The organism is Chryseobacterium foetidum, from assembly GCF_025457425.1.
Taxonomy (GTDB): domain Bacteria; phylum Bacteroidota; class Bacteroidia; order Flavobacteriales; family Weeksellaceae; genus Chryseobacterium; species Chryseobacterium foetidum.
In genome coordinates this window covers 1-19,119 of sequence record NZ_JAMXIA010000001.1, presented here as the reverse complement: position 1 = coordinate 19,119, position 19,119 = coordinate 1, and the positions used below count along the sequence as shown (strand labels likewise).

Here is a 19,119-nt window from a genome sequence, read left to right as displayed (position 1 = left end):
TTAAAAGTTAAGGTTAAAACCAAGTGTATAGATTCTTGGTCTTGGATAAAAGTTGTTATCAATACCGTTAAAATTTTCCGGATCCACACCGTTGTATTTAGTAATAACAAATGCATTGTTTACAGATGCGTAAACTCTGATATTGGTATTTTTAAATGCATTTTGAATTAAATAACCTACTGTTGCATTATCCATTCTCAAAAACGAAGCATCTTCCAAGAAGAAATCTGAATAGATAACCGGATCTGTTATATTATCAAATGGCGATACTGCAGCGTAGGAATTAGCATTATTAACTGAAAGTCCGTTTTGTGGAACTGAACTTTGTCTGTAACCTTGCGAAAGTTTTCTGGCATTGAAAACTTTACCTCCTATCTGACCTCTCAAACTTGTACTAAAATCAAACTTCCTGTAATTGAACGATGTACTAAATCCGTAAGTCCAATTGGGTCTGATTGCTTTAAAGTATTTATCTTCTGTGTTAATTATGCCGTCATTATTTCGGTCAACAACTACACCGGCCAAAGGATTACCGTTTGAATCATAAACCTGTTCATAAACATAGGCGGAAAACGGCTGATACCCTACCGCGTTATATGCAAGAATATTTCCGGTACCTACAGGCAAACCTCCATCCTGACCCTGAATCAATTTTAATTGATCCAGATTTTTTACCTTTCCTTTGTTATAGCCCATATTTCCAGAGACGCTCCAGGTGACATCGTCAGTCCGCACAGCATTTACAGTCAGGTTGAGCTCAACTCCATTGTTTTCTGTACTTCCTACATTTCGTACAAATTCGTTAGTAAGAAATTGCCCTGCAGGGTAAGGAACTTTAGCCAAAAGATCACTGGTTTCAGTTCTATATACATCTAAACTACCTGTAATAAAATTATTCCTGAATAAAGAGAAGTCCAATCCAGCATTCATTGTTGTAGCTTTCTCCCAGGTTAACTCATCATTAAATGGTATCGCACTATAAGTTCCGATTCCTGGAAAATATTGAGATCCTGCATTACCTTCCTGAAATAAAGCTCTGGATGGATAATAACCTGCAATTTGAGTAATGTCCTGCTGTCCTGTCTGTCCCCACCCTAATCTCAATTTCAACTCTTTTATATTATTTGAGTCTTTAAGAAAACCTTCTTCGTTAATTTTCCATGCAAACGCAACAGAAGGGAAATATCCCCATCTGATATCTTTTCTGAATAGAGAAGACGCATCCGCTCTCAATGTAGCTGTGAATAAATACTTATTTTTGATATCAATATTTGTTCTTCCAATAAACGACTGTAGATTGGTTAAATTATAGTAATTATTGTTCGGGTTGAGTAATGGAAACTGAACAAAACTTTCTCTTATACCTGTCTCATTGTTATATCTGAATTCATCCTTATGTCCCTCATTCCTAAAACTTTGATAAGAGTATCCTCCCTGAATTAAAAAATGGGAAATAAATCCTGAGTAATTTTTTTCGTATACTAAATATGAATCCAACGTCTTGTTAAAAATATTTTGTCTCTCGCGGTAATTTACTCCTGGATTAAAAACAAAGTCATTTGGTGTAGCAGCTCCACTCACCAACCTGTAGGTTTGAATAGCATTATCACCGAAAACAGTTTCAAGATTGGATTCTGAAGTTTCCAAACCTAAATTCACAACGGCTCTCAATTCAGGTAGAAAATGCATTTTGTAATCCAATTCTACGTTACCTAGTAATTTCTTAATGTTTTGAGGGGAAGTTCTCTGTAACAAAACTGCCAAAGGATTTGACTGCCCAATAGCATTATATTGATTGCTCACCAATGCAGTGTTCTGATAAAACCCTCCAAACCTGTTGTATGGATTTCCACTCAGACCAGTTTGCGAAACGTAAACAGGTTTTGTAGGATCCATGGATATGGCTCCACCAATGGCTGCATCCTGATCTATCGCATTAAGATCAGATATTATACCTTTTGCATTTACGTCAATTTTCAGATGCTTATCAAATAATGTTGGTGTTATTCTCAATGCTCCCGAAAACCTTTCGTAGTCACTCGTCTTTACCACACCTTCAGTTCGGTTATAACCTAAAGATAATCTTACAGGTAATTTTTTATCAAACAAAGCTCCGGATAAACTTAGATTATTATCCGTTGATACAGAAGTCCTGTAAATCTCTTTTTGCCAGTCAGTATTGTAAATTGTTCCTGTCGTTGTAGGGTTATCAGCAGATCCACCTACCCCAAGTTTCCATTTACTTTGCGGAAAATATTTGCTGACATAGTCTACAAATTGATCAGCATCCATCACATCAGCAAATTTTGTTACCTCACCAACAGACATATTCGTGCTAAAATTAATCTTTAATTTACCGCCTCCTTTTTTTGTTGTTATAATAATTACACCATTTGATGCCCTTGAACCATAGATAGCTGTAGCAGATGCATCCTTTAAAATTGAAAAAGATTCAATATCATTGGGATTTACCAAATTGAGAGGATTAGCAGATCCTGCAGCAGATACAAAATCTAATGGCACTCCATCTATTACAATGAGAGGATTATTCTGTGCAGAAATTGATGAACCACCCCTGATTCTAATATTGGGTGCTGAATCAGGAGAACCTCCAGTGTTCGTTATACGTACGCCGGGAGCTTTACCATTAATCAGCTGATCTGCTGATACAATTGCACCTTTATTAAATTCCTTTTCGCTAACTGAAGTAATAGATCCTGTAAGGTCCGATTTCTTCTGCTTACCGTAACCAATTAAAACTACTTCCTCAATCTTCTTTTCCTTTGCAGTAGAATCCTGCTCTTGCCCGAACATTACTGAGCTTGCCAGTAAAAATGCCGGTGCAATCTTTAATACCGTTGTAAAGTTTTTCACAATATTATTTTTATATAGTTTCCTTTGTTTATGCTGTATCCCAGCCCTGCAATTTAAACAAAAAACTATTTGATGTTAATAAATATTAATTATTTATTAAATTTTCTTTATCTTAAACCACATGATTTTCACAAATTATTAATAATCACATTATTAGCAAAAACTATACATTGCATAATATATGGGTTGATACAGTAAAAAATTAAACATTCGTTTAACTAAATGACCAAGTGTCAGCCAAAATTTATGATAAGCCTTGATGAGAATCATTTCTTAAAACTTTAGATAAATTATAATTATCTTTGCACATCTAAATTTTAGTATAAAAATGTCAAATAAAAAATTGATTACGGCAGCGTTGCCTTATGCCAACGGACCGGTTCATATAGGGCATTTGGCGGGTGTTTATATTCCTGCTGATGTCTACGCAAGATTTCAGAGAAGGTCAGGGAAAGATGTTGCTTTTATCTGCGGAAGTGACGAGCACGGAATTCCTATTACCATCAGAGCTAAAAAAGAAGGCGTGACCCCACAGGATATCGTCGATAAATATCATGAAATCATCAAAAAATCGTTCTCGGATTTGGGGATTTCATTTGATGAATATTCAAGAACTACCTCTCAAAATCACCGCGAAACAAGTCAGGATTTCTTTAAAGTTCTTTATGAGAAGGGAAAGTTTACAGAAGAAATGTCTGAGCAGTATTTTGACGAGCAGGCAAACGAATTTTTAGCCGACCGATACATCGTTGGAACCTGTCCGAATTGCGGAAATGACAACGCTTATGGAGATCAGTGCGAGAAATGTGGTACTACCCTTTCACCTTCAGAACTGATCAATCCAAAATCGATGTTGAGCGGTAACGTTCCTGTTTTAAAAGAAACCAAAAACTGGTATTTACCTTTAAATGAATACGAAGATTTCTTAAACGAATGGATCATCGAAGGCCATAAAGACGACTGGAAAACCAATGTTTATGGACAGGTAAAATCGTGGTTAACGGATGGTTTGAAACCCCGTGCCATGACCAGAGATCTGAACTGGGGCGTTCCTGTACCACTTCCAAATGCAGAAGGTAAAGTACTTTACGTTTGGTTTGATGCTCCGATTGGATATATTTCTTTCACCAAAGAATGGGCTGAGAAAAACGGAAAAGACTGGAAAGATTACTGGCAAAGCGAAAACTCAGATTTGGTTCACTTTATTGGAAAAGACAATATTGTGTTCCACTGTATTATTTTCCCTGCAATGATGAAGGCTCACGGAGATTTCATTATGCCGAAAAATGTACCTGCGTTTGAATTTTTAAATTTAGAAAACGATAAAATTTCAACTTCAAGAAACTGGGCAGTTTGGGCACACGAATATGTGGAAGAATTTCCCGGGCAACAGGATGTTTTGCGTTATGCATTGCTTTCTTCTGCTCCTGAAACGAAGGATAATAACTTTACATGGAAGGACTTTCAGACAAAGAATAATTCTGAGCTGGTTGGGATTTTCGGAAATTTCATCAACAGAGTTGCCGTTTTAATTCATAAATATTATGATGGAATTGTACAAAAGCCAAACTTTCTTCAACAAGATATTGAGGCAATGCATCTGGTTCAAAATTCAATTGAAAAATTGGGACAATATCTAAACAAGTATGAATTTAGGAATGCTTTGAATGAAATGATTACTGTTGCACGCATTGGTAACAAGTATTTAGCTGATGAAGAGCCATGGAAAATAATTAAAGACAATCCTGAAAGAGTTAAAACACAATTATATGTTGCCTCTCAAATATCAATATTGCTTGGTTATATATGCGAGCCTTTTATGCCTTTTACATCAAATAAAATCGAAGAAATTTTCAACTCAAATGATTTAGAACTTGATATTAATTTTACTGATAGATTAATTTCAAAACCTTTCGTTAAATCAGATAAAGAAATAAAATGCAGAAACTATTCAAAATTAGTGTGGGACGACGTATTAAATTTGACAAATCAATTTTTACCGTACGGTCATAGAATCAATGAAGCCACTCTTCTTTTCTCCAAAATTGAAGACGATGTAATTGATTTTCAAATCCAGAAATTAGAAAATACAAAACAAAGCAATAAAAAAACAAACCCTAAAGCCAATCCAATGAAAGACGAAATACAGTTTGATGATTTTACAAAAATCGACCTGAGAACAGCAACGATTATTGAAGCTGAAAAAGTAGAAAAAGCAGATAAATTATTGAAATTAACTGTTGATACAGGTGTTGACGTAAGAACTGTTGTTTCTGGGATCGCAGAAAGCTTTAAGGCTGAAGAAGTAATCGGAAAGCAGGTGATGATTTTATTAAACCTTGCGCCAAGAAAAATCAGAGGGATTGAATCTCAGGGAATGCTGTTGTTGACTACAAAACCTGACGGAAAATTATCTTTTGTGACGCCGGATGACAGCAATGTTGAGAATGGGATTGAGATTGGGTAAATTTAAAATGATATGGAAATGGGCATTTTCGGATGCCCTTTTTTTTTGAATCATGGTAAAGAAAAGTACGTTAGAAAAACTTTCAAACAGGGAATTAGAGAAATATCTTCAGTCACAAAACCGCTTTGTGCCTGAAGCTGTTCAGATCGCTTTTGATATTTTAAAGGATAGAGGAAGAATATTTTCTGCTGCAGAAATAAACAACATTCAGCATCTTATTCAGCACAAAAAAGAATCTGAAGCTGCAAAAAAATATGAAGAAATTGAAGACTGGAAAGATCATATAACGACAGATCCATCTGCTGTAAAGCTATATTCAAGAACATTCATTTTGATTTCAGGCGTGTTTCTTGGAACATTATTCGGAGCCATTTTACTAAGTTTAAACTTCTTAAAACTAAAAAAATATATTCCTGCTGTTTTCACATTTTTACTTGGAATTATTTATGTGCCTCTACAATTTTATGCCTATAAGTTTATCGTTGAAAATAACTTGGCATCTTCATCAAGATATAGTCCTGAAATACTTCCCGTTGTAACAGGACCTCTCATCTTAGTCATTATTTGGGTAACTTCAATGCCGAAGAGAATAGTTTACAGATCTCAATCTTACCTGTTCCCGAGTATATTTGCAGCCATTATGCTGTTCTTGATATTCTCAAATTATGAAAGATTATTCTCAAGCTATTTTTTAATGAGATTTTCAGAGTAGGAATTTATACAGAGTAATCAATGCAATAAAAAAAATTAAGTCAACTTACAACGATTTTAAAGTCAACAAAACTTAATTACCAGAAAATCAATCTAGTTTTTAATCAGTTTAGCCAGGTAAGAATCTTCATCCTGCAAAACCTTTTCTATTTTAAAACCATTATTTTCTGCAGCATTCTTTAATGTATTGAAATCTAAATAAAGCCACTTTATCGGATCTTCAGACTCGCCTTTGTAATGAACGATATAATCAAGCTCGCCATAATATCCGTTGGCAGGAATCAAAACTCCGCCATCTTCGTCGGTATCAAACATGTAAAGAATATCTGTGCTGTCAATGAGGATTTGTCCGTTTTTATTTAATAAAGAATGAAGTTTTTGAAGATAAATATCAATCACATTCAGGCTTTGGAAAATTCCGGTTCCGTTCATAAGGAGAAGAATTGTGTCGTAAGTTTCCCCGGAAAATTCCAGCATATTTTGGACAACAGTTTTCTGAATACCCCGTAGTTGACAGACTTCAATAGATTTTGGCGAAATATCCAAAGCGGTAATATCCAATTTTCTTTCATTTTGAAGATACAGTGAATGCGAACCCGCTCCTGCTCCGATGTCAAGGACTTTTCCATGAGCTAATTTCAAAGCTTTCTGTTCGATTTTGTTCATCTCTTCAAAACCTCTGAAAAGATATTCTACCGGAAGTTCATCGAGTTCGGAAATTGAGGTTTCTGTCTGCAGATCTTCAGGATTTTCGTTTTGAAAATAATCCAGAATTGCGCGTCCCATTAAGTCTTTCATACAAGTAAATCTTCCGCAAAGATAAGCCTTTGAAATATTTTATTAAATCTGATTTTTGCATTTTGATTGATGTGAAAATTTTATTTTAAAAATAAACAGGATTATTACTTGTCCGAAAACACGATGTCACACAGCGATAAACAATTATAATTTACCGAAAGCTTCCTGCGGGGGTGCGACAAGCTTTCGGATGTTTCCGCAAGTATGTTGCTAAGGTGCGACAGACTTGCGTACTTCCCGCAAACCTGATGCACGGGTGCAGGGACCTTTGTGGCAGGGCGTTTTCTTACTTTTGATTCTTCCGATCTGTTTCTTTGAACAAATCTTCATCTTAGATGCAAAACCTCGTAAGTTTTCGAAACCTATGAGGTTTAAGATCAAATTTCGAAATAAATCTTTGATGGCGGGATTCCCTAGCCCCGATGGAAACGGCATCCTTTTGTGATGAGGAACGAAGAGCAAAAGATATAGTGAACAGCGGGATTAAGCTCCCGAAAATATCGGTAATGAGTGATGGGTAATGAGTAATATGTACTGGATAATTTTTAAAAATTAAAGCCCCGCTTTGAAAAACAAAACGAGACTTTACGGGTAAAAACAAGGTTTCTTTATAAGGCAGGGCCGGCGGCGCCTTTGATGTCTTCTTCCAATTTTTTTCTTTCACGGAATCTTCGTCTGGCGATGACAGACTTTCCGTTGAGGATTCTGATGACTCTTAAATATTCTGTGCGTTTTCCGAAATGATGAGTCAGCACGTACAACATTACTCCAAAACCGGCGACGATAATGTAGCCGAATATCTTTTTATTGGCGGAAATAATGGCGTTGAGCTGAATGGTTTTCATATTGGTTGCAACGTTTTGCGGCGTAATCGTCATCCCATCCATATAAACAGCCAAATCTCCTAAACTGACGATTTGAAACTGATACTGAAACCATGAAAACAGGGCTGAGAAAAACCCTACTGCAAGGAAAGTCCGCCACACCAAAACCAATCCGATGGCGGCCAGCATTTCGTTGAGTTCCAGTTTGTCTAATGTGTAATACCAAACCGAAATGAAGAGTGAACACATGCCATAACCTTTCAGGAACATCGGTAAGTACCAGCTTTCGTAGTTGAATTCGAGTACCATCGAAAAATACATAATGATTGCATAAGCCGTCATTGCTGAAAAGCCCGAAAAGATAAACATTTTAAGCGGTGATTCTTTTTTAAACCAAAATACGGCGATGACTCCGGCTAAAAGTAGTCCGGGGATCATCATGAGATTGAGTTTTGCATTGGTCAGTTGGTCGTAGCCCAAAACCCCGACTGAATAAATGTTTTGAAGCGATGTTGTCCCTAAAAACATTCCCAGCCATAGGAGCATAAACAGTCCGTTGAGCACATTGCTTTTTGTGAATATATTAAAGGAAATGTATGGTCTTTTTAATGTCAGCTGACGAATCGCCAATAATGCGAAACTTACAAATGCTGCTATGCTTGCGTTGATGATGTTTTTTGAATTAAGCCAATCCTGCTGTTTCCCAAACGAAAATACGTAGGCCGAAAACATAAACGTTGAAACAAAAAGGATGACGCTCAGCCAGTCGATGTAATGTAACGGAACTTTTAGGGCAAAATATTTATCGTGCATCAAAATCCAGCACAATGATGCCAAAACGAAACACAAAACGGCCGCCAAAATAAAGAACTGCTGAAAGTTGTACATTATTGAAACTTCCACAGCGTAGTACGCGGAGACCTGATTTAATATTAAAACAAATGTGTAGAAAACGCCGTAGAAAATCCCACGTCCGCCAAGCATTGCCATTAACGGTAAAAATAATTCGATGGTTATCATCATTTTTAAAAAGCCAATGACCAACGAGCTCATCACGATAACCATCGGCTCGAAAGTGTTAGCGTTAATATAACTTAATGCACCCAAAAGCACCAATAAAACCACGAGTTTATCACGGACTTTGAACCGCATTTTCATTCTTAAAACCACAGGCATACACGCACCCATCCCAATGGTGGTGGCATAGTTTGCCCACAGAAAATATTCCTGCATCACGCCGGTTCCGCCCACCATAAAACTGATGTTTCCGGTATAAACTCCACCCAACGGCATCACTACGATAAGCAGTAAAACCATCATCAGAAGCTGTACGGGTTTCGGAACCCAATCGCTGAAAAGACCTTTGTTGTACATAATATTTGTTTTAGATGGAAGATGGAAGATGGGTGCTGGAAGTTTTGCCAGTATTGCGTTTATTATTTCAGAGGGAAGAGGGAAGATGGGTGCTGGAAGTTTTGCCAGTATTGCGTTTATTTTTTCAGAGGGAAGATGGAAGATGGGTGCTGGAAGTTTTCCAGTATTGCGTTTATTATTTTTATAAAATTTTAAACTTTGTCACTAAATGTCGAAAGTTTACTAATCACGTCCTTCCATCATCCCGCTTCCCACTTCCATCCCATTAACTTGGCTCTTTTTACTTTTTACTTGGCTCTTGAATAGAAACATTCATATTCATCCCCGCACTCAGTTTCGCTACATCTTCTTTTTTGTTGGCATCTGTAAACTCGATTCTTACGGGAATTCTCTGTTGAACTTTAATAAAGTTACCGGTGGAGTTATCCGTCGGAACGCTTGAATATCTTGAGCCTGTTGCTGCGGAAACTGCGGTGACTTTTCCTTCAAACTGTTTTCCGCCTAGTGCATCGGCAGTCATCATGAGTTTTTCACCGATTTTAATATTGGGCATCTGACTTTCGAGGAAGTTGGCGGTTACCCATTTTTGATTGTTTAAAACGATGGTAGCAACCTGTTGTCCAGGCTGAATGAGCTGTCCTTCCGAAATCGTTCTTCTTCCCATTACACCGTCGTAAGGTGCGGTGATGACTGTGTAGGAAAGATTGATTTTCGCCATATCCAAAGCGGCTTTTGTTCGTTTGATTTCGGCATCATTGATTCCCAGTTTGCTTTTTACTTCGGTGGTAGAAAGGTTGGCGGACTGTTTCTGATTGACCAAAGTTTCATACGCTGCTTTTTGGGCATCGTATTCTGTTTTGGCTTGGTCAAATTGCTGTCTGGTTACCGCTTCTGCTGCCAAAAGGTTTTTGTATCGTCCTAAATTCTGTTCGGCATTCCACAATCTCGCTTTTGCGCCGGCAATGTTAGATTCCATTACACTGACGTTGTTGGAAACGGTATTGATTGATGAACCTGTTGCCGAACGCTGAGCCAATGCGTTTTGGTAGGCTGCTTCCGCCTGTCCGAGTTGTGTAATGATTTCGCGGTCATCCAAAATGGCCAACGTATCACCTTTCTTCACCTGCTGATGTTCAATGAATTTAATTTCTTTGATGTAAGCCGAAACTCTGGTGTTGATTGGATTGATAAATTCTTCCACCTGAGCCGCTTCCGTATAGGTTTTATCACCGATGTGAAAGTACTGACGAATCAACCAGAACAACCCGAAACCAATCACTGCAAAAACAATAACGTTTGAGATGATGGCTCTGATTTTATTCTTTCTGTTTTGTTTTTTCTTGGCTTCAGCACTTGTAACCACTTGTTTTACCGGCGCTTGTGGTTGTGTATTCTGAATATTTTGTTCCTTGTTTTCCATTGTTTTTATATGTTTTTTGAACACGAGGTTCTGAGAGTTTTAACTATGAATGATTTTAGTTTCAAAAAGCCTTTTAATTTAGAAAAGTCGTTGTGTTTTATTGTATAACGCAAAGATTTTTTATTTGCAACGCTTTATTTTTAAGGGTGCAAAGGCAAATGAATTTGTTTTGCGAAGCTTATGCATATGCTTAATAAAATCAACTTGTTGATTCATCTTTGCTCACTTAATAATATTTTCAGCCATCATAAAACTTTGCGTTTAAAATAAATTTTAGCGCATTTAAAATGTTTAAATTATTAAAGCGTTCCCGTTGATTTCAATAAATTGTAATATTGATACAGCACATTGATTTCCGCATTCGCAAAATCCAGTTCAGACTGAAGTTTCTGGTTTTGCGCATCAATCATTTCTGCCTGTACCGCCAATTGATTGAGGTATTTCGCTTCGGTGATTTTATAGTTTTCTTCCGCCAGTCTTTTCGCATCATTTAAAATATCGGCCTGCTGGATTGCTTCCTGATATTTGACGTATGAAGCGTTTACATTCATATCAACATTTTGTTGAGTTAGAGTGAAAACATCATTGGCCTGAGTTTTTTGAAATTCACCAAGCTTTACTCTTTCTTTGGTTTTATATAAATTATCGATGTTGTAGCTTAACGAAATTCCACCTTGCCAACCACTTGCATACATATCCAGAACAGGATTTCTATTGGTAATCGGTCGTTGAAGACTATATCCACCGAAACCGGAAAGCGTTGGCATTCTGTCGGTTTTTATGATTTCGATATTTTTATCGGCAACACCGATGTTGGTTTCTGCAGATTTCAGTTGTGGATTGCTGTCGTGAGCGAGATTTAAATAATAATCCATCCCGATTCCAATTTCTTTATTTTCCAAATTTTCAACCGGAATAATTTCCGTATCAGCAGGTAAACCCAAACCGATATTTAAATTATAATTAAGGATTTTTCGGTTGTTGGCTAAAGTGAGAATGCTTTGGTCAATATTTTTGATGGCCAGTTCACCACGGATAACTTCGTTTCTGGTCACCATTCCCTGTTTGTAGAAATCGTTGATGTTTTTTAACCGTTGCTGAGCCAGTTTTTTGTTATTTTCAAAAACCGATTGCTGGTTGATGATTTTATAAACGTCCAGATAATTGGATATCACTAAAAATTTAACGTCCTGCTGATTTTTTTCTAAATCGAGTTCCGAAAGCTGTTCACGAAGTCCTGCAAGTTCGATAGATTTATTCACCAATCCGCCTTTGAAAATCAATTGTGTTGCCTGAACGCCGTACGTACTTCCATAGTGAGGCATCGGAATAGCTGTTGAATTGGAAAAGTCTTTGTCGATTGCCGCAACGTTTCCCAAATAAAATTGAGTTGTAGAAGCTGTGATGGAAGGGAGTTTCTGAAGTTTGGTGATATCGGTCTGCTGTTTGGCAATATTGATATTCTGAGCTGAAACTTTTAGCTGATAGTGGTTCTGAAGTGCCAGTTCGGCAACTTCATTTGCTGTCATCTGTTTTATTTCCTGTGAAAAAAACAGCGCAGGAAAGATAGCCATCACGAGTGATAGTGCTGTTTTTATATTCTTTGTCATTTTACCTTGTTTTACGAAGCAAAGTTACAACAGATGCAAAGTCAAACAAATGTTTGATATTTGGAAAAAGATGTTCAAATGTAGGATTCTAGCTTTCGAACTGATGACGGTACTGTGACGGACTTACATCCAGATGTTTCTTAAAAAAGTGGGAAAACGAATATTGGTCGCTGAATCCAAGAATTGCAGAAATCTCTGAAACAGGCTTTTTAGAAGAGTTTAATAATACTTTAGCCTCATTGATTACAATTAAAGCAATAATCTGACTTGCCGACTTTCCCGTAATGGTCTTTACAACTGATGAAAGATGTCTGGTTGTAATCGACTGTCGCTCGGCATAGAATTCTACCGTTCTGTTATTATGATGATGGGAAGCCAAATCATTGAGAAAAACGAAAACAATTTCTTCCTGTCTCGACATTTGATTCATCGAATTGCTGTCTTCACTGGAAATAATTCCAGCCATTTGATAACAGAAAACCGAGAAAAGATGCTCCACCATTTCTTTTTTGTAGGTCATCTCCGTCTGAGAATCGAGAATGTATTTTAAAAAATTGACGCTTTTCCAGACCACATCCATATCATCCTGATGAAAAGGAACTCCCACATTCATCTGCTGACGGAAATAACGATATGTAATCAATCTGTTGAATTTCAACGACAAAGCCGAAATAAATTCCCGTTTGTAAGAAACCATCCTCGACTGAAAATCATCGCTCACGGAAATCAGCTCATAAACCGTCTGCGGGTCGGTCACCATAAACATATTCGCAGACAGCTCGAGGTCGCTGAAATGCTGTCGCAGTTTAATAGAACCGCTTCTGATAAAGATAAAAGCAGGATTATCGGGACGGAAAGGTTTGTCGGCAGAGATTCTTTCAAAGATATTGTGTTGCGTAAAAATCTCAACCCCGAATTTTTCTAAAGCAGACATAAGGCAAATGTAAACAATCTGTTTTCGATTGCAAAAATTTATTATTTTAGTACACCCAAATTCATAACCATGAGAAAGATCGATTTGCTTTTCGCAGAATACGCCGAAAGTCACAGAAACTCCACCAACAAGTTGATTCACTGGATCTGTGTTCCGCTTATCTTTTGGACTATTTTAGGATTTACTTCACTGATTCCTTCCCCACATTTCTGTGCGCCATATTTTGGATGCATCAGTTTGGTAAGTTTAATTGCTGTAATTCTGGTGACTTTATTTTATCTCAGACTTTCTTTATTAATTGGTTTCATCATGATTTTTGCAATGCTTTTGATGGAACATCTGGCGTATGCTGTGAATATCCACATCGGCGGAAAATCGTGGATGATTTACCTTGCAGTTTTTATTATCACATGGATCTTACAGTTTGTAGGACACAAAATTGAGGGCAAAAAACCTTCATTTCTCAAAGACTTACAGTTTCTTTTAATTGGACCTATTTGGTTGTTGAGTTTTATTTTGAAAAAATTGGGGATTAGATATTGATTTTAATTTCTTCTTAAACGCAAGGTTAGACAAAGATTTTTTAAAAGTGTTGTGCGTATTTTCAAGATAAACAATGGCGTTTCGCTTAATAACATAATACTATGATTTAAGAATAGAATTCTTAATTAATTTAAATCAAATATCAATCTTCCAGAGCATACACTGCAAAGCTTGCCAGCCAATGATCTCCGCCGTAATTTCCCTGAAATAATAATGGAAGTCCATTGTTTAAAAAGATGGTTGCCGTTTTTTGGAATTCTTTTTTTAGCGGATGACTGTCGGGAAGAGATTTTGCGATTCCCTTCATGCACCATGCTTTTGTGAAAGATAAACCAACGAGATGAACAGTTTGATAATCGCTCAAATCACTGACCACAGGAATTTTTTCAATGTTTTCCAGACTTCTTTTTTCATAAAAGTTATCAAGCCATTTTACAAATTCTTTTTGCGGAAGAATTCTCCGCATTAAATCAGCAATTTCAAGACTTGGCGAAAAGAAATCTGAACCGTCCGGCTCGAGATACGCAGGCGTTTTTGTATTGTTTAGATAAAAATATTTTGCTTTTTCAGTCAGTTGATTTTCAAATTCTTTATCTTTTGCCGCTCTCGCCCAATCCAGTGCGAAAACCATTGCGAATGCGGTGTTCGGATGAACGCCCGTTCGGTTTGGATAGGTTTGTTTCGGCAGATAAGTTTTCCATGAATTGAGAATTCTATCTGTTAAAGGTTTTAAATTCTCATGCCAGATTTTTGCTTTCGGATGATTCCACGTCATCAGTTCTTCATCGAGTTTCAACAGCCAGGCCCAGCCGTAAGTTCGCTCGAAAGTGGTTGTCAGTTGATATTTTGTAAAATAATCTGCTTCGGTTTGGAGATTTTCTTTTTTAAATGAATTGTCTAAAATCTTTTCAATCTCTTTGGAAACCGACAGACTGGGTTTTGTTTTTAATAGCCTAACCAACATCCAATGCCCATGAACAGACGAATGCCAATCGAAGCAACCATAAAAACTGGGATGCAGATCTTTCGGACTGAGTGAAACTTCACCAGCATTATTAATAATGTGAGCTGTTTTATTAGGATACTCCTGATTAATGCAGTGAAGCGGTTTTTCGGATAGTTTGACAGCCATTTCATCGGTCAGTTCCGGAGTTTGAGCAAAACTGATAATGGGCAAAAACAAAAAGGCGTGAAGATATCTTTTCATGTTTTAAAAATATGAAAACAAATTCGTAATATTGAATAGAACATCTTATTAAAAGTTACAAAAATTTTAAAATGAAAAAAATATTTATTGCAATCGCATTTACAACCCTCGTATCCTGTAGTAAAAATGAAGGTGAGCCGCAGGAAGAACAGATAGTAGAAGTTAATCTTGAAGAAATCAAGGATATGCCTGCAAGTGCCACCGCAAATTTTGCTCCTCAAAGGGATGCTGCGGCGGCAAGCAGTGACGGGCATCAGAAGATAAAGCTATAGAATCACAACCGCTTCCCAAAGTCAATTCAATTGCGAAAAAAATTATTAAAAATGGGGAGATGACTGTTCAGGTCGGAGATATTATAAAATCCCAAAGCCAGATCCAGTCCATCGTTAAAAAGAATCAGGCTTACATTCAGAAAGAAACTTTCCGAAACAGCGATATGCGGGACGAGATGGAGTTTACGATCAGGGTTCCCCACCAACAATTTGAATCATTAATCAATTCTTTTTCAGATGGTTTTGGAACGGTGACCGCAAAAAATATTTATTCTGATGACGTTACGGAAGAATATGTCGATATTTCCATTAAACTTGAAAATAAAAAGATTTACCTTGAAAAGTACAGGGATATGCTTAAAAGTGCGAAATCTACAAGTGATATGCTTGAAATTCAGGAAAACATCCGCACTCTTGAGGATGAAATTGATGTATCCGAAGGCCGATTAAAATTTATCGATGACCGTGTGAAATACAGCACGCTCAATCTCACGCTTTTTAAAGAAAAAGTAAGATCTTCCACCACTTCCAAAGTCGGTTTTGGAAGCCGATTTGCCGATTCTTTAACTGAAGGATGGAATGGTTTAGTCGCACTTCTTTTAGGTGTAATTTCTCTTTGGCCATTACTTATCCTTGTTCCGATAGGAATTGTAATTTGGAGAAAATGGTGGAGCAGAAAAAATAAAAAATAAACATAAAAAAACATCCAAATACTTTTGGTACTCGGATGATTCCTTTGCAATAACAATTTAATTAAGCATTAAAATGTGTCTTTACCGTCTCTAAAACCTGCTCATCAGACATTTGCTGTGAAGTTTCAAGAGTGATTTTTAAATCTTTAAACTGTGCAGTGTCGTGAAGATGTTTTTTCAGTTCTTCCTGAATCGTTCCCGGACCTGTGATCAATACTTCTTCTGAATTGGTTAGCAAATGCTCAACTTCCTTGAAGAATTTAACCTTATTGGTTTGTTCAGCATTGTTTCCTGCATTTTCACTTGAGTTTCCGTGTTGGATAATCGCTTTTACCGGACTGCAGAGAAAGAATTTAAATGCATTCTGAGCATCATGATTTTTTACCACTACCGCCTTTTGCATATCGATCCACAGACCAGCTAATTTTTTGTCAGACATATTTTATTTTTTTGATGTTATAATTATGTATTGACAAGAATGATGCAAAGGGTGTGTTAATGAGGTGTTAAATAATAAATAAGATAATTTATATAAAATAGTCTTTCAAAAATTACACAATCAACCTGCTCCATTTATGAGATTCTTAATTACTTTCCTAATACAAATACTGCAGGAATTTTATGAAGTTCAGGCTTTTGCTTTTGCCAGTCTTTGATGGTTTTTGTTTTGATAAATTCAGTTTCCGGATCGTTGATATTGGCAGCGATGCAAAGCTTTGTATTTGCTGGAAGAAATTTTAAAAGATCTTCAACAAGCTGGTTATTTCTGTAAGGTGTTTCCATAAAAATCTGTGAATAACCCGTTTTCTGAACCAGATTTTCCAAATGAAGAATCTGTCTTTTCTTTTCTGCTTTATCGATGGGAAGATATCCGTTGAAAGTAAATTCCTGCCCGTTAAATCCACTTGAAATCAAAGCTAAAATAATCGAAGATGGCCCTGAAATTGGCACCACCTGAATATTTTTTTCATGACACCATTTTACCATGAGATTCCCCGGATCAGCGATACAGGGCAAACCCGCTTCAGACAATAAACCAAAATCCTGACCTTTCAGCATCAGGGTCTGAGCTTCCTTGATATCAGCATTTTCTGTGTATTTATCAAGCAAAAACAGTTTTAGATCTGCCTGCTTTTTTTCGGGTGCGAAAAACTTAACTACTTTTCTGGCAGTCTTCTCGTTTTCAACAAAAAAGTAATCGGTCTGCATGATGTACTCTTTAATCACGGGAGAAAAGTTAGTTATAGAGGTATTTTCTGAAAGATAAGCTGGAAGTAAAAAAAGCATTTTGTTAGGTTGAGATTTAGTTTAAGGCTGAAATTAAGGTTTAATTTTAAAAGATTCTTTTAGAAGATTTTCTGCGATGATTTCACAGGCTTCATCAATTTGTCTGTACACCTGATCAAAACCTTCGGAGCCGCTCCAGTATGGATCAGGAACTTCGTGGGGATGCTGTTTTAAATTTAAATCATTCATCAATAGCGAAACTTTTTGTCTCTGCTCATCACTTTCAGCTAAAGATAAAACATCTCTCAGATTATTTTTATCCATGCAGAAAATTCTGTCGTACTCATCTAAATCTTGAGACTGGAAATGTCTTGAACGCTGTTTTGAAATATTTAAACCGTTTTTCACAGCCACTTCCACAGATCTTTTATCGGGAGCATTGCCTTCATGCATATTGATAGTTCCGGCAGAATCAACTGTGAAATTTGAAGGAAGTTTAGATTTTAAAATTCCTTCAGCAAGCGGGCTTCGGCAGATATTTCCGAGACAGACCATTAATATTTTCATTTGAGATTTGAGATTTGAGATTTGAGATTTGAGATTTGAGATTTGAGATTTGAGATTTGAGATTTGAGATTTGAGATTACAAAAATAAAAAATGAAGAATAAATCTATCCTTCATTTTTAATATTAATTTAAAAAAATTCTTACTTAATGTTTGATTCTTTCAGTAAGATCTTTTACATATTTTTTTACTTCCTTGTCAATTTTCGAAACATCTTTAATTGTTTCGCAGGCGTACATTACGGTTGAGTGGTCCTTCCCTCCCATTTCTTCACCAATTTTGGTAAATGTAGAGTTGGTATATTCTTTTGCAAAGTACATTGCCAACTGTCTTGGAAGTGCAATTTCTCTTTTTCTGGTTTTAGATAAAAGCTGCTCTCTTTTAATTCCAAAATAATCACATACAACTTCCTGAATATAAGGAATATTGATGATTTTCTTTTGATTGGCGGCAATTTTATTAATGGTTTCCTTTAAAAGTTCAAGACTTAAGTCCGACTTATAAATAGTAGAATACGCAATCACAGAATTGATCACACCAATCAGTTCACGAACGTTTGTCTTCGCTTCTGATGCAAGAAAATCAAGCATATCGTCTGTTAAAACAATTCCGTCGCGGCTTAGTTTGTCAACAATAATTTTCTTTCTTGTTTCAAGATCCGGAGATTTGATTTCTGCAGAAAGTCCCCATTTGAATCGGGAAACAATTCTGTCCTGAATATCCATAATATCCACCGGAGCTTTATCTGAAGTAAGAATAATCTGCTTACCGTTCTGATGTAAATAATCAAAAATATGGAAGAAACTGTCCTGTGTTGCAGATTTTCCTGAAAGAAACTGAATATCGTCGATAATCAACACATCCACCATTTGGTAAAAATTGGCGAATTCTGTCTGTTTATGAGCTTTCGCAGCCGAAATAAACTGCTGGATAAATTTCTCTGAAGATAAATACAAAACCACTTTATCCGGAAACTGGCTTTTCACTTCAAGACCAACTGCCTGACCAAGGTGAGTTTTACCCACACCATAACCTCCATATAAAAACAAAGGGTTGAAAGCCGTTGCACCAGGTCTTTTGGCAATAGATTTCGCCACTGTGGAAGCAAATTTATTGCTCTCCCCTTCCACATAATTATCAAAAGAAAAATCCGATTTCAGATTGGAATCAATGTTTACCTTTTTAATACCAGGAACCACAAAAGGATTAACGATATTTCCCGAAAAACCCTGAGGCATCGTTTCCTGCACTTTTGGTGTAGCAACGGTTTTGCCTTTCATATTCATGGTAACAGGTTTTTCCTGACCTGCGGGTTTGTTTTCCATCACAGAATACCAAAGCTTAACGCCTTTGCCAATATTTTTCTTCAGGGCAGCAGAAAGTAGAGACAGGTAGTTATCTTCAATATATTCTTTGTAAAAATCACTCGGTACCATCAACGTAAGATTGTTGTCAACCAGAGAAACCGGCTGCACTTTGTCGAAAAGTAAGTCGAAGGATTTTTCAAGTTTCTTCAGATCAGAATTATCCTCAGCCGCATTGAGATTATCTCTCATAAACTGAAGGCAATTCTGCCATGTCATCATCAAATTTTCTTTCAT

Annotated in this window: 17 protein-coding genes; 6 read left to right on the top strand and 11 right to left on the bottom strand. The window is 36.6% G+C overall.

Translation table 11 applies throughout. The features are described 5' to 3' along the window. Complete coding sequence (locus NG809_RS00085; protein WP_262146980.1) at positions 1-2,874, bottom strand: SusC/RagA family TonB-linked outer membrane protein; 2,874 nt, start codon at positions 2,872-2,874, stop codon at positions 1-3. A gap of 328 nt (positions 2,875-3,202) precedes the next feature. On the opposite strand from NG809_RS00085, the gene metG reads away from it, so the two are divergent. Both metG and NG809_RS00075 read left to right on the top strand, forming a co-directional pair. Next, positions 3,203-5,341, top strand: coding sequence for a methionine--tRNA ligase (gene metG / locus NG809_RS00080; protein ID WP_262146979.1), 2,139 nt, complete (start codon positions 3,203-3,205; stop codon positions 5,339-5,341). A gap of 52 nt (positions 5,342-5,393) precedes the next feature. After that, on the top strand, positions 5,394-6,053 hold the full coding sequence (locus NG809_RS00075) for a hypothetical protein (protein ID WP_262146978.1): 660 nt from the start codon (positions 5,394-5,396) through the stop codon (positions 6,051-6,053). A gap of 92 nt (positions 6,054-6,145) precedes the next feature. On the opposite strand, the gene NG809_RS00070 is transcribed toward NG809_RS00075, so the two are convergent. Both NG809_RS00070 and NG809_RS00065 read right to left on the bottom strand, forming a co-directional pair. Next, positions 6,146-6,850 carry a class I SAM-dependent methyltransferase gene (locus NG809_RS00070; RefSeq protein WP_262146976.1) on the bottom strand — a complete coding sequence of 235 codons (705 nt, stop codon included), beginning with the start codon at positions 6,848-6,850 and terminating at the stop codon, positions 6,146-6,148. A 608-nt stretch (positions 6,851-7,458) separates the two neighbouring features. Next, positions 7,459-9,048, bottom strand: a complete 1,590-nt coding sequence (locus NG809_RS00065) for an MFS transporter (RefSeq protein WP_262146975.1) — start codon at positions 9,046-9,048, stop codon at positions 7,459-7,461. Here NG809_RS00065 and NG809_RS00060 point away from each other — a divergent pair. Continuing rightward, positions 9,041-9,235 (top strand): hypothetical protein, encoded by a 195-nt coding sequence (locus tag NG809_RS00060; protein WP_262146973.1) that lies wholly within the window; start codon positions 9,041-9,043, stop codon positions 9,233-9,235. The genes NG809_RS00065 and NG809_RS00060 overlap by 8 nt on opposite strands. A gap of 93 nt (positions 9,236-9,328) precedes the next feature. Here NG809_RS00060 and NG809_RS00055 read toward each other — a convergent pair whose 3' ends face one another. The 3 genes from NG809_RS00055 to NG809_RS00045 form a co-directional block, all read right to left on the bottom strand. Then, the gene (locus tag NG809_RS00055) at positions 9,329-10,468 is read right to left on the bottom strand and encodes an HlyD family secretion protein (protein WP_262146971.1); all 1,140 of its coding nucleotides are present in this window, start codon (positions 10,466-10,468) and stop codon (positions 9,329-9,331) included. Between the two features lie 299 nt (positions 10,469-10,767). After that, complete coding sequence (locus NG809_RS00050) at positions 10,768-12,078, bottom strand: TolC family protein (protein ID WP_262146969.1); 1,311 nt, start codon at positions 12,076-12,078, stop codon at positions 10,768-10,770. A gap of 88 nt (positions 12,079-12,166) precedes the next feature. Next, positions 12,167-13,012 carry a helix-turn-helix domain-containing protein gene (locus NG809_RS00045; protein ID WP_262146967.1) on the bottom strand — a complete coding sequence of 282 codons (846 nt, stop codon included), beginning with the start codon at positions 13,010-13,012 and terminating at the stop codon, positions 12,167-12,169. A gap of 69 nt (positions 13,013-13,081) precedes the next feature. Between NG809_RS00045 and NG809_RS00040 the strand changes: the two genes are divergently transcribed. After that, positions 13,082-13,555, top strand: coding sequence for an Mpo1 family 2-hydroxy fatty acid dioxygenase (locus NG809_RS00040; RefSeq protein ID WP_262146965.1), 474 nt, complete (start codon positions 13,082-13,084; stop codon positions 13,553-13,555). Between the two features lie 142 nt (positions 13,556-13,697). On the opposite strand, the gene NG809_RS00035 is transcribed toward NG809_RS00040, so the two are convergent. Next, positions 13,698-14,762: a DUF2891 domain-containing protein gene (locus NG809_RS00035; protein ID WP_262146963.1), complete on the bottom strand. Its 1,065-nt coding sequence runs from the start codon at positions 14,760-14,762 to the stop codon at positions 13,698-13,700. A gap of 71 nt (positions 14,763-14,833) precedes the next feature. On the opposite strand from NG809_RS00035, the gene NG809_RS00030 reads away from it, so the two are divergent. Together NG809_RS00030 and NG809_RS00025 are read left to right on the top strand one after the other, a co-directional pair. Next, positions 14,834-15,034, top strand: coding sequence for a hypothetical protein (locus NG809_RS00030; RefSeq protein ID WP_262146961.1), 201 nt, complete (start codon positions 14,834-14,836; stop codon positions 15,032-15,034). A gap of 59 nt (positions 15,035-15,093) precedes the next feature. Beyond that, positions 15,094-15,726 (top strand): DUF4349 domain-containing protein, encoded by a 633-nt coding sequence (locus NG809_RS00025; protein ID WP_396124784.1) that lies wholly within the window; start codon positions 15,094-15,096, stop codon positions 15,724-15,726. Positions 15,727-15,787: 61 nt separating this feature from the next. On the opposite strand, the gene NG809_RS00020 is transcribed toward NG809_RS00025, so the two are convergent. The 4 genes from NG809_RS00020 to dnaA all read right to left on the bottom strand — a co-directional run bounded on the left by NG809_RS00020 (position 15,788) and on the right by dnaA (position 19,119). Continuing rightward, on the bottom strand, positions 15,788-16,165 hold the full coding sequence (locus NG809_RS00020; RefSeq protein WP_262146959.1) for a hypothetical protein: 378 nt from the start codon (positions 16,163-16,165) through the stop codon (positions 15,788-15,790). Between the two features lie 149 nt (positions 16,166-16,314). Beyond that, entirely contained in the window at positions 16,315-17,013 is a 699-nt protein-coding gene (locus NG809_RS00015; RefSeq protein ID WP_262146957.1) for an SAM-dependent methyltransferase, read from the bottom strand. A 33-nt stretch (positions 17,014-17,046) separates the two neighbouring features. Continuing rightward, entirely contained in the window at positions 17,047-17,520 is a 474-nt protein-coding gene (locus tag NG809_RS00010; RefSeq protein WP_262146955.1) for a low molecular weight protein-tyrosine-phosphatase, read from the bottom strand. A 144-nt stretch (positions 17,521-17,664) separates the two neighbouring features. Further along, a complete protein-coding gene (gene dnaA, locus NG809_RS00005; protein ID WP_262146953.1) occupies positions 17,665-19,119 on the bottom strand; it encodes a chromosomal replication initiator protein DnaA in 1,455 nt (484 codons plus the stop codon).